The organism is Pedobacter cryoconitis (assembly GCF_014200605.1).
GTDB lineage: Bacteria > Bacteroidota > Bacteroidia > Sphingobacteriales > Sphingobacteriaceae > Pedobacter > Pedobacter cryoconitis_B.
In genome coordinates, this window is the sequence record NZ_JACHCE010000001.1 from 1,335,016 (window position 1) to 1,348,858 (window position 13,843).

General features: G+C 41.1%; 4 protein-coding genes. All 4 read left to right on the top strand.

Annotated elements, in window-relative coordinates:
- Positions 1-60 precede the first annotated feature (60 nt).
- The 4 genes from HDE68_RS05580 (at position 61) to HDE68_RS05595 (ending at position 13,826) form a co-directional block, all read left to right on the top strand.
- Positions 61-1,830 (top strand): ABC transporter ATP-binding protein, encoded by a 1,770-nt coding sequence (locus tag HDE68_RS05580; RefSeq protein ID WP_183879706.1) that lies wholly within the window; start codon positions 61-63, stop codon positions 1,828-1,830.
- 425 nt (positions 1,831-2,255) lie between these two features.
- Positions 2,256-3,239, top strand: a complete 984-nt coding sequence (locus HDE68_RS05585; protein ID WP_183879708.1) for a pyridoxal-phosphate dependent enzyme — start codon at positions 2,256-2,258, stop codon at positions 3,237-3,239.
- 22 nt (positions 3,240-3,261) lie between these two features.
- Positions 3,262-4,233: a 2,3-diaminopropionate biosynthesis protein SbnB gene (locus tag HDE68_RS05590; protein ID WP_183879712.1), complete on the top strand. Its 972-nt coding sequence runs from the start codon at positions 3,262-3,264 to the stop codon at positions 4,231-4,233.
- Between the two features lie 95 nt (positions 4,234-4,328).
- Positions 4,329-13,826 (top strand): non-ribosomal peptide synthetase, encoded by a 9,498-nt coding sequence (locus tag HDE68_RS05595; protein WP_183879714.1) that lies wholly within the window; start codon positions 4,329-4,331, stop codon positions 13,824-13,826.
- The last annotated feature ends 17 nt before the right edge of the window (positions 13,827-13,843 follow it).

Below are 13,843 nucleotides of genomic sequence, written 5' to 3' on the forward strand. Positions count from 1 at the left end.
GAATATAGCCCGCAATATTGCGGGCTATATATATTACAAAAAAATATAAAAGCTATTAAAATGCAGAATCCGACATCCGTTAAAGACAAAGATATTAAGGGTAATTCTCTTAAACCATTACTTCGTTTATTCTATTATGCAAAACCATACTGGCTGGAGTTCTGTGCAGGGCTGTTCCTGCTGTTCATTGCCAGCATATCCGGCCTCGCCCTGCCCAAGTTACTGGGTCAATTAATTGACGGGGGCAAAAAGGGTATAGATTCTGGGGCGACGCTCTATATTGGCTGGTTATTATTAGGTATTCTGCTGATACAGGCGATGTTCTCTTTTTTCAGGATAGTCCTGTTTGTCAATGTAACTGAAAAAACATTGGCTGCATTGCGCCAGACGGTATACAGTCACCTGGTGAAAATGCCAATGCGTGTTTTTCTTTATAAACGTGTAGGAGAGATGAGCAGCAGAATTTCGGCAGATATCACCTTATTACAGGAAATATTTAACAATACACTCGCAGAGATGGTCAGACATCTGGTTATTATCATTGGTGGTTTGGTTTTACTGATGATTACTTCTTTTCAACTGACTATTTTCATGTTGATGCTATTACCTGTGATGGGTGTATTGGCAGAAGTGTTTGGCCGCTTTATCAATAAATATTCGATGAGGGTACAGGACAAAGTCGCGGCTTCTAATACAATTGTAGAAGAAACCTTACAGGGGATTTTTAGTGTAAAGGCTTTTGTAAGTGAGTTTTTCGAAATGAGCCGTTATCGCGAACAAATTAATGAAATGGCCAGATTAGGTATGAAAGGCGGGAAGTACAGAGGTCTGTTCGACTCATTCATTACCGTTGGGATCTTCGGGACGCTGGTTGCTGTAATCTGGCGGGGGGTAATTACAGGAGTACCTTCAGGTGAACTTCTTTCCTTCTTATTGTATTCTATCTATATTGTCAGTTCAATTACTGGTTTAGCAGGGGTCTATACTTCTTTGCAGAAAAGTATCGGAGCGACCACCCATCTTTTTGAGTTGATGGAAGAACCGGTAGAGTCACTTACAGACTTTAAAACCATAGCGCCAGAAAATCAATTGCATGGAAAGATCAATTTCAGCAATATCCATTTCAATTATCCTACAAGGGAAGATATTAATGTATTGCAGGGGGTATCCTTTGAAGCCTCTGCTAACCAGAAGGTGGCTATTGTAGGCTCAAGTGGTGCTGGTAAAAGTACAATTGTATCTTTATTACTGAGATTGTATGATCCGGTAAAAGGCGCAGTGTTTTTTGATGAGAGAGATAGTACCAGTATTCCTTTGTCTGAGCTTAGGGCACAGATCGCTGTAGTTCCGCAGGATGTTTTTCTTTTTGGAGGTACTATTGCAGAAAACATCGGTTATGGCAAAAGAGGGGCATCTAAAGGTGAAATTATTGCAGCAGCAGAAAAAGCTAATGCCTGGGAATTTATTCAAAGATTTCCGCTTGGTCTGGATACGATAGTTGGAGAGCGTGGAATACAGCTTTCCGGCGGACAGCGTCAGCGGATTGCTATTGCCCGTGCAGTACTTAAAGCACCGCGTATCCTGATATTGGATGAAGCGACCTCTGCACTCGATTCAGAATCAGAAAGACTGGTACAGGATGCATTGGATAAACTGATGGAAGGGCGTACTTCTATTGTAATCGCCCATCGCCTGGCTACAGTAAGACAAGCCGATAAGATCATCGTGCTTGACAAAGGACAGATTGTTGAAGAAGGAACCCACCGTGAGCTGATCGGTGTTAGTGGTGGATTGTATAAGAATTTAAGTGAAATGCAATTTACAAATTAAACTCAGCATTTTTCAGGGCTGCAGATCAAAACAAAAAATGCCGGTGTAAATATAAATTACACCGGCATTTTTTGTTTATGCAGTTAATAAACGCTTTACATGTCAATATCCCTATGTAAATTTTTATTTATTTTTTTTCTAAATAGAGTAGTGAAAAACAGGAAAGGCCTACTCTATTAAGAAAAAATATTAAGCTGATGCAGAAAAAATCTTTTAATGGGCCGTTGAATAACGTAATATTAATTAGTTTTTATTTAAAAAGAAATTCATGTTGTCTTAACATGCTATTACCTGATATTCTGCCAGGCAGAAGTTCTTAATAATTCACCAGTGTTCCTGCTGTTTTTATCCCGGTCGGCCGACAGGGTAATCATGTGAATTACAAACGCAAACTATTCTCATCTCTCATTTTAAAAAAATTATTTATGCTAAAGGAACTTGAAAAGTTGTCAGCCTATATTGGCGCGACCCCACTTATTGAATTAAAAAACGACAATGCCAACCTTTTTGCGAAACTGGAGTACAATAATTTCTCTGGCAGTTCAAAAGACCGCGCTGCTTACAGTATCATTTACAATGGTATCAAATCAGGAAAAATTACTCAAAACACTACTATTATTGCTTCCAGTTCAGGAAACCTGGCTATCGCTGTAGCTTCTATCAGCAAGAGACTGAACCTGAAATTCATTCCTGTAATTGATCCGAATATCAATGCATCGTACGAAACCCTGTTAAACTTAATGGCTTATAAAGTGGTTAAAGTTACAGAAAGAGATCATACCGGTGGTTATTTATTAACCAGGATCAATGTTGTAAATGAATTACATGCAAACACACCAGACTCTTTCATTGCTGATCAGTATGGCGATCCTAATAATTATAAAGGTTATTATGGTTTAGGAGAAGAAATTATTTCCTCTTTCAGCCATCTGGACTACATCTTTGTTGCCGTTAGCTCTAGCGGGGCCATTACAGGTATTTCTGATTTTATTAAGAAACACAGACCTGAAGTGAAGATTGTAGGTGTGGACGTAGAGGGGTCGGTTATTTTTAATGCCAAACCAGTTAAGCGTTATATTTCAGGAATTGGCGCCAGCCAGGTCCCTCCGATTATAGAAAACGCATTTATTGATGATACAGTCATCGTATCACAAATGAGTATTATCAAAGGTTGTGCTGAGTTATTAAATGAGCAGGCAATTTTTGCAGGGGCATCTTCTGGTGCGGTTTATCTTGCTGCCAAGAACTATTTCAGATTCAATGATATAGAAGAATCAAAAGCTACATCCCTGCTGATCTTTCCAGATAAAGGCCATACTTATTTAGATACAATTTATAACCAGGAGTGGGGCGCTCAGCTTGCCACCAAATTAAACGAAGAAGAAGAAGTCCTTTCCGCCAATTTTTAAGCCGTAAAACAAAAACAAAATCATGTTATATCTGAATGCTAATAATATCAAAGAGATCGGTTTTAATTGGGAGCAATTAACAACTGTAATTAAAGGTGCCGTAGAACAGTTGCACGTCAATAATTACTCACAGCCAATTAAGCCATATTTAAGGTACGGTGATCCTAAAAACAGGATTATTGCTATGCCAGCTTACATTGGCGGAGATAATCCATGGGCAGGTATCAAGTGGATTGCCAGTTTTCCTGATAATATTTACAAGGAAAAATTAAGGGCACATTCGGTTACCATTCTGAATGAGCATGATTCAGGTATACCACGTTGTATCATCAACACTGCTACGATCAGTGCAGTCAGAACCGCTGCCGTTTCAGGTTTAATGGTTAAAGAATTTATCAAAACACGTCATTCAGATCAGAAATTGCGTGTAGGTATCAATGGTTTTGGCCCTATTGGTCAGATGCACCTGGATATGATCCTTGCTATCCTTGGTGATTCAGTAGACCAGGTATTGATACATGATATTAATCCGGTTGATCAGACCAGAATTAGCGGAGCTGCCTATAAAAATGTAATCATTGCCGGAAGCTGGGAAGAGTGTTATACCCATGCAGATATCTTTATGACCTGCACAGTATCGGCAGCACCTTATATCAGTATTGCCCCTAAAAAAGGATCTCTGCAACTGAATGTTTCTCTTAGAGATTATAACGCTGATATGAAAGACTATATGGATATCATCGTAGTAGATAACTGGGAAGAAGTAAACCGTCAGAATACAGATATTGAAAACATGCATAAGCTGAAAGGATTACAGGAAAGTGATACATTTTCTATCGCTGATATTGTAGGTAAAGGTATCCTGGATGAGCGTTCGGCAACAGATGTTGTGATGTTCAATCCTATGGGGATGGCAATATTTGATATTGCTGTTGCAGGATATTATTACCAGGAGGCTATGCTGGAAAGTGTAGGCTCTGAAATGCCTGATTAAAATCCCCCCTTATTCAATACAAAGAATGACAGTATAAATGCTATCATTCTTTGTATGTGTAATTTATTTCGTGTCCCTGTAAATCCAAGATATCAATGTCATACCAAGCTGTACCGCTGCATCCCTCTCAAAAAGATATATATATTGATCAATTAATTAATCTTGAAAGTCCACATTATAACGTTGGCGGTTATCTAAAGATAACAGGCCCTATAGATAAAGAGAAACTGATTCTGGCCATTAATTCACTGCCAGAAGTATTTGATGTATTTAAGCTGAGATTTGATTTGAATGACGCTGTTCCTGCTGGTTATATGGATGATCAGTTTCATCGTTTTCAAATTTCTGAACTGCAGATTTCTGAAGAATTTGCCACAATTGAAGAAAAAAGAGCATACTGCGAACAATGGGTTGGTCAGCAATTTTCGTCCACCTATCAATTAAAAAAGGAACTGGTGCCAGTCACACAGTATCTGATTGAAATTTCTGAAGATGAACACTGGTTCTTTTTCAGGTATCACCACCTGGTGATGGATGGTTTCGGCCTGTCGGCTGTAAATCATTATGTTGCCAATAAATATAAATCCCTTGTTGAAAATCAAGAGGTTTCTTTTAATTACGCATCCTATGTTGAAGATATCACAAAAGCTTCAGCCTTTCATGCCTCAGAAAGATACCAGGAAGAGGGTGCTTACTGGAAAAGGAGATTTGAAGAAGCTCCCGGTAAACTATTACAACGAAAATACAGACAGGAAGGTGCTTCTGCAAATAAAGGAGAATCAACCCGGCTTACTATAGATGGCAGTGCAAGACAGGAACTGTCAGAATTAATTAGCAGTACCAATGCGAATCTGCAGCAATTAACAATGGCTGCACTGATGATTTATTATTCAAGAATCAGCAACGAATCAACATTTGTTTTTGGGATTCCGCAAAGAAGAAGAGATAAAAACGTCCGTAATATAGCAGGTACATTTAGCGGGATTCTGCCTTTTATAGGTAGTTATGAACCGAACATGAAACTAACTGATCTGATCAAAGGGCTGGTTTCGAGTCAGCGCAATGATTACCGTTATCAGCATTACTTGTTGGGAGACCTGAGCAGATCACTGAATCTTAACTCAGCAGAAGATGCTTTGCTGGAAATCGTTGTCAATAATGCAACGATTGATTTTGATCTTGATTTCGGATCAGGGATAAATGCAGTTTTAAACCCGCGATTTAGTGGAAGCCTTTCTTTTCCGATCGAATTATACTGGTTTGACCTGGGACCCCAACAGCCTCTGGAAATGCGGGTTGATTTCCAGAAACAGTACTTTAAAAAAGAAGAAATTGAACTGTGGGCGCAAAGACTGCTGTTTATTTTAAAGCAGTTCAGGGCAAATCTTGATCAGGATACTTCTGTGATTGATATCCTGCCGCCGGCAGAAAAAGAGCTATTGCATAGTTTTAATAATCAGCAATTTGACCTGCCCGTTTTACCAAAGAAAAGACCGAGGATAGGCCAGAAGGAAAGCAATGTGATCAGCTTGTTTGAAAAGTGGGCTGTGAAAACGGCAGACACCATAGCCCTGGTGTTTGAAAATCAAAGTTATACTTATCGTGAATTGAATGAAAAGGCCAATCAGCTGGCACATTATCTGCGTATTAAAGGCGTAAAACCAGATCAGTTGGTTGGTCTTTGTATCGAACGGTCACTGGCAATGGTGACCGGTATACTGGGAATCTGGAAAGCAGGCGGAGCTTATGTTCCTATTGATCCGGCAAACCCGGAAGAACGTATCAGTTATTTACTGGAAGATAGTGGCGTAAACCTGATTGTCAGCAGTAAGCTGAGCAGAACGAGCCTTCCGGATTTCGTACAGGAAACAATTATCTCACTGGATGAATGCGAATTATTAGCACAGCAACCAGTCACCTCACCAGAAAATATCACAGCATCGAAGGATCTGTCGTATGTAATTTATACTTCAGGATCTACAGGAAAACCTAAAGGCGTACTGGTAGAACATCGTGGAATGCTGAACCATTTATATGCTAAAATCAATGAATTAAAATTAGGTCAGGATGCTGTAGTTGCTTTCACAGCTTCTTATACTTTTGATATTTCGGTATGGCAGATTTTCTGTGCTTTGCTTACCGGGGGACGCACAGTTATTTATCCATCCGGTCTGATCCTTGAACCCAGCCGATTAATTGCTCAGGTTGAGGCAGATGAAGTGAATATTCTGGAAGTGGTACCGTCTTATCTGGCTGCTGTATTACAGGAAAAGCCAAAAGAAGATTTGCAGAAACTGCGTTATTTGCTGGTTACTGGTGAAGTGGTAAGCCAGGCACTGTTAGCCCAATGGTTTGTGCATCCGGATTACGGACGTATTCCGGTAGTGAATGCCTATGGGCCAACGGAAGCTTCGGATGATATTACACATCACTTTATGTATACCGCTCCTGAGGGTGTTAATGTTCCTTTGGGCAGACCTGTGCAGCATTTACGTCTTTATGTATTGAATACCATCGGACAGCTTTGTCCATTAGGTGCGCCTGGAGAAATCTGTGTTTCGGGTGTTGGGGTATCCCGTGGTTATTTGAACAGGGAAGAACTTACCAGGGAAAAATTTATTGCAGATCCGTTTCATGAGGGTGAAAGGATGTATAAGACAGGTGATTTGGGCAGATGGTTGCCAGATGGTACTATTGAATACCTTGGCCGTATAGATGATCAGGTGAAAATCAGAGGTTACCGGATCGAATTGGGAGAGATAGAACATGTTCTGGATCAGCATCCTGATGTGATACAGAATACAGTTATTGCAAAAACGGATATGCACGGTATCCAGCGGCTTGTTGGTTATATCGTAGCTGGACCAGATGCAGACCGTGAAGTAATTACCTCTTATATGAGAGGGAAGCTGCCAGAATATATGGTGCCATTATTGGTCATCCTGGATAAATTACCACTTACTGCCAATGGAAAAATAGATAAAAATGTTTTACCGGAGCCAGAAGGTGAATTGTTAAACACTACAGTTTATACAGCTCCGCGAAATGCTATAGAGCAGGGGCTGGCTGATATCTGGCAGGAATTACTGAAAGCAGATCAGATAGGGATTTACGATAACTTTTTTGAACTGGGCGGACATTCTTTGCTCGTGATGAGGATGATTGCCGCAATTCGTAAAACGCTGAATTCAGAGCTGGTTGTTAAAGATCTGTTTACGCATCCAACCATTGCCGGTTTATCAGTCTATATGCAGGGGAAAACTAATAAAAACAGTTTACCTGCGATTACGATACAGCCAAAACAAACACATGTTCCTTTATCCTTCAGCCAGGAACGTTTATGGTTTATTGACAGACTGGAAGGAAGTACGCATTACCATTTGCCAGCAGTATTACGTTTAAAAGGCAGGTTGAATATCAATGCATTGCAATCTGCATTACAGGAAATTATTAACCGCCACCAGGTACTGCGTACCGTAATAACAGAAGAAGAGGGAATTGCCTGGCAGCAGGTATTGCCTGCGGATAACTGGAAATTGTCATTCATCGAAAAAACGACTGATACAGCTGCGGCAATAGCTTCATTTATTCATCACCCGTTTGATCTTTCAGCAGATTATATGCTCAAAGCAGGCCTGATCGGGCTCAATGAAGAAGAAAATCTGTTAGTGGTGGTTATGCATCATATTGCCTCAGATGGCTGGTCAAGTTCGATTATCGTTCAGGAACTCTCTCTGCTTTATGCGGCCTGTTCTTCAGGAAATACGGCTTCATTAAAACCGTTAACGGTTCAGTATACTGACTATGCGATATGGCAAAGGACTCATATTTCGGGAGAAATGTTACAGCAGCAGCAGGATTACTGGTCAGTTCAGTTAGCAGGTGCAGAAACTTTACAGTTGCCTGTTGATTTTCAAAGACCTGCAATTCAAAGTACAGCAGGTGCCGTCTTTAAGTTCAATATGGACAGGGATTTAACCGATGCGTTAAATCAATATAGTCAGCAGCAGGGAGCCACCCTGTTTATGACACTTTTAAGTGCATTCCAGGTATTGTTATACCGTTACAGCGGTCAGCAGGATATTACCGTAGGTACATTAGTCGCAGGAAGAACACAGCAGGAAATTGAAGAACTGGTAGGTTTCTTTATTAATACACTGGCTATCCGTAGTGATCTGAGCGGTGAACCATCTTTTGATGCACTGCTGCAGCAGGTAAAAACAACCTTACTGGAAGGATACGAACACCAGGATATGCCTTTTGAAAAAGCACTGGAAACTGTAGTGAACAACCGGGATCTTGGAAAAAACCCTTTATTCCAGGTGATGTTTGTTTTACAGAATATGCCTGAAATGCCTTCTTTTGAATTGGGTGACCTGACTATCGTACAGGAAACAGTAAACTATAATCCTGCATTGCTGGATCTGTATTTTACTGTTTTTGAGAAAAAAGAAGGATTGATATTAAATATAGGGTATTGCACTGATTTGTTCTGTGAAGAAACTATCGCCCGGATGGCTGGTCATTATGAGCAGCTGCTTCGTGCCATTGTTGTAAAGCCTTCGGTTCAAATCAGCAAATTGCCAATGCTCACTACAACAGAATCTGATGAATTATTAGCACAGCTTAGCGGTGAAGAAGCGGCTTATCCCAAAGAAAGTAATGTGATTGCTTTATTTGACCAATGGGCTTTGAAAACCCCTGATGCCATAGCAACTTTATTTGCAGAACAATCTTATACCTATCGTGAACTTCATGAGAAAGCAAATCAGCTGGCTCATATGCTGATGAGTAAAGGCGTGAAAAAAGAGGTACTGGTTGGTCTGTGTATCGGGCGTACGCTGGATATGATCACTGGTATATTGGGTATCTGGAAAGCTGGCGGAGCTTATGTCCCTATTGACCCTTTGTATCCGGCCGAACGGATTGATTATTTATTAAATGATAGTGGTGTAAACCTGGTTGTCAGTGATCAGCAGAGTTCTCAGGCCCTTCCTGCAGCAATACAGGAAAAGGTAATTTTGCTCGATAAAATTGAATTTCTGGCCGGACAGCCAGTTACTTCACCACAAAACGGTATAACTTCTCCACAGCTTTCTTATGTAATTTATACCTCTGGTTCTACAGGTAAACCTAAAGGTGTACTGGTTGAACATGGTGGAATGCTGAATCATTTGTATTCAAAGATAAACGCGTTAAATCTTGATCAGGATGCTGTAATTGCTTATACTGCTTCTTATACTTTTGATATTTCAGTTTGGCAGATGTTCTGCGCTTTACTGACCGGGGGCTGTACTGTTGTTTATCCTGCAGCACTGATCCTGGAGCCTGCTGCGCTCATAACCCAGGCCGAAGCAGATCAGATTAACATCCTGGAACTCGTTCCTTCTTATCTTGGTGCAGTTTTACAGGAAAGCCCGGCGGCCAGTCTGAAAAAATTACGTTACTTACTGGTAACCGGAGAGGCTGTAAGTCAATCTGTTCTGGCACAGTGGTTTGCCCATCCTGAATATGGAAGGATCCCTGTGGTGAATGCTTACGGGCCTACGGAGGCTTCGGATGATATTACCCATCATTTTATGTATAGCACACCCGAAAGCAGTAATGTTCCTTTGGGAAAAACTATTCAGAACCTGCATATTTATATACTGGATACTCAGGGACAACTCTGTCCTTTGGGGGTAGCCGGGGAGATTTGTGTATCCGGTATCGGTGTATCCAGAGGTTATCTCAACAGAGAAGAACTGACCAGAGAAAAATTTATTGCAGACCCTTTCCGTACAGGAAACAAATTGTACAAAACCGGAGACCTTGGCAGATCCCTTAAAGGAGGTATTATTGAATATCTGGGCCGTATTGATGATCAGGTGAAAATCCGTGGTTACCGTATTGAACTGGGAGAGATAGAATATGTACTCAACCAGCATAACAGTATAGAACAAAGTGTTGTGGTTGCGAAATCGGATGAACAGGGGGTTAAACGTCTGGTTGCTTATATCGTTCTTTCAAAAAATATACAGGTCGGAGAAAATGAGACTATTATAGCTTATCTGAAAGAACATTTACCGGAATATATGATTCCGGCACTGATTAGCCTGGACCATTTGCCACTAACAGCTAATGGAAAAATAGATAAAAAAGCTTTGCCAGAACCAGAAGGTGAATTGCTGGCTGGCAGCTTATATACAGAGCCGCGTAATGAAACTGAAAGCATACTGGTAAATATCTGGCAGGAACTATTAAAAGCCGGGCAGATCGGTATTCACGATAACTTCTTTGCAATGGGCGGACATTCATTACTCGTGATGAGGCTGATTGCCGCTATACGTAAAAAATTGTCCGTAGAACTTGCTGTGAAAGACGTGTTTAGCTATGCTACCATTGCAGAATTGTCTGCACATATGGAGATGCAGCAAAAAAAAATAAACCTGCCTGCTATCACGGCACAGCCAATACAGGATTATACGCCATTATCGTTTAGTCAGGAACGTTTATGGTTTATTGACAAACTCGAAGGAAGTATACATTATCATATACCAGGCGCCTTACGTTTAACTGGTCAATTAAATCAGGATACCCTGCAGTATGCGCTTCAAACTATTATCAGCCGTCATGAAGTATTGCGTACAGTAATTAGAGAAAGAAATGGCATACCTTATCAGCAGGTATTATCTCCTGATCACTGGGAATTAGCAACCATTGACCCTTCAGACGATCCGCATGCGGCTATGGTTAATTTTATTGAACAGCCATTTGATCTTGCCGCAGACTATATGCTGAGGGCAGGCCTGGTTAAAACAGGGGCTGATGAATATTTGTTGGTTATTTCCACGCATCATATTGCCTCTGATGGCTGGTCGGCAACAGTGATGGTTAAAGAATTAACAGAATTATACAGTGCTTATATTGAAGGTCGTACTGCTCATCTGGAACCATTATCAGTACAATATAAAGACTATGCGATCTGGCAAAGAACACATATCAAAGATGAATTACTGCAAACGCAACTGGGCTACTGGAAAGAAAAATTATCGGGCGCAGAGACCCTGCAATTGCCTACAGACTTTTTAAGACCTGTAGTACAGGGTACAAACGGGGCTGTTTTGCACTTCAATATCCCTGCTGATTTAAACGCTGCACTTAACCAGTTGAGTCAACAGCAGGGGACTACCTTATATACTACACTTTTGGCGGCGTTCCAGGTATTGTTATATCGTTACAGTGGTCAGGAGGATATTTGTGTGGGCACACCTGTGGCAGGCAGAACACAGCAGGAAATAGAAGACCTGGTGGGCTTTTTTGTCAATACGCTGGCGATCCGCAGTCAACTGGATGGATCAATTTCATTTAATGAACTGCTGCAACAGCTTCAAAACACCTTATTTGAGGGTTATGAATACCAGGATGCACCATTTGAAAAAGTAGTTGATGCGGTAGTCAAGGGACGTGATAAAAGCATGACCCCATTATTTCAGGTCATGTTTGTTTTGCAAAATACCCCCGATACACCAGAATTAAAACTAGGTGATCTTAAGCTGGAGCTGGAAAATATTCATCTTCCGGTAGCGAAGTTTGATATTACATTTACTATAGAAGAAGGAAAGGATGGATTAGCATTAGCCATAGAATACTGTACAGATCTGTTCCTTGAAGACACAATCGCCCGGATGGCCGGACATTATGAACAATTACTTCGTTCTGCAGTTAGTGAGCCTTCTGTGCAAATCGGTGCATTGCCAATGCTTGGCATAGCTGAATCTGAGCAATTGATGCAGCAGCTTAGCGGTGAGCAAACCGTATATCCTGATTACAGTAATGTCATTGCGCTGTTTGAAGAGCGGGTGGTTAAAACACCGGATGCAACGGCACTGGTTTTCCAGGAGCAGCGTTATACCTATCAGCAGCTAAATGAAAAAGCCAACAAACTGGCACATTACCTGATCAGTCAGCAGGTGAAAGCAGATCAGCTGGTTGGTCTTTGCATCAAACGTTCAGCCGATATGATTACCGGAATTTTAGGGGTCTGGAAGGCAGGCGGTGCTTATGTTCCGATTGATCCATCTTATCCTGCAGAGCGGATTGACTATTTAATCGCAGACAGTGGTGTAAAACTAGTCATAAGTGATGAACAGAGCAAAGTTGTACTGCCGGTAAGTATGCCAGTCATTTTACTGGATAACATTGAATTTTTAGCGCAACAACCCGTGTTTTCGCCTGAAAACCATATTTCTTCACAGGATCTTTCCTATGTGATTTATACTTCAGGTTCTACAGGCAAGCCCAAAGGCGTCCTTGTGGAGCACCGTGGAATGTTAAACCATTTATATGCTAAAATCAATGCACTGAAAATGGATGAGCATAGTATCGTTGCCTATATCGCATCTTATACCTTTGATATATCTGTGTGGCAAATGTTCTGTGCCCTGCTTAGCGGAGGACAAACTGTGATCTATTCATCTGATCTGATTATGGAACCCGCTGCGCTGATCGGTCAGGTTGATACCGATCATGTTAATATACTGGAACTGGTACCTTCATACCTCGCTGCGGTATTACAGGAAAATCCAAAAGCAGAATTGCAAAACCTTAATTACCTGATGGTTACCGGAGAGGCTGTGAGCCAGTCTGTACTGTCCCAATGGTTTGCACATCCTAAATACGGGCATATCCCTGTAATTAATGCTTATGGGCCAACAGAAGCTTCGGATGATATTACCCATCATTTGATGTACAGTACACCCGAAAACGGAAATGTTCCTTTAGGGAAAACTATACAGAATTTACAGATTTATATTCTTGACGGTCATGGACAACTTTGTCCTGAAGGGGTACCAGGAGAGATTTGTGTATCCGGTATTGGTGTATCCAGAGGTTATCTCAACAGAGAAGCGCTGACCAGGGAAAAATTTATTGCAGATCCGTTCCGTCCAGGGCATAAAATGTACAAAACAGGAGATCTTGGCAGGTCGCTAACCGGAGGTGTTATTGAATATCTCGGCCGTATTGACGATCAGGTAAAGATCCGTGGTTACAGGATCGAACTGGGAGAAATTGAGCATGTCTTAAATCAGCATGCAGAAGTAGCACAAAGTGTAGTTATTGCAAAATCTGATGAACAGGGGGGCAGGCGTCTGATAGGCTATATTGTTGCCGATCTGAATGCTGACCGGGAAGATATCCTGGCTTACCTCAAAGAACAATTGCCAGAGTATATGGTTCCTGTACTGATCAGACTGGATCAGCTGCCATTAACTGCTAATGGTAAAATTGATAAAAAAGCTTTACCGGAACCAGATGGGGATTTACTCTCTGATCAGATTTATGTTGCCCCGCGTGATGCCACAGAACAGCTACTGGCTCAAATCTGGCAAGACTTACTACAAATCAAACAGGTAGGGATTTACGATGACTTCTTTGATCTGGGCGGGCATTCGCTGCTGATTATGCGTTTAGCATCAGCCGTATTGGAACAGTTTAATATCACCATTTCAATCAGGAATTTCTTTGATCTGGCAACTATTGATGCCCTGGCCCAATATATCAACAATCGTCAGGCAGAAGAGTCAAAAAAACGTAAGAGAATAAAATTATAGTAACCAATCATAAAATT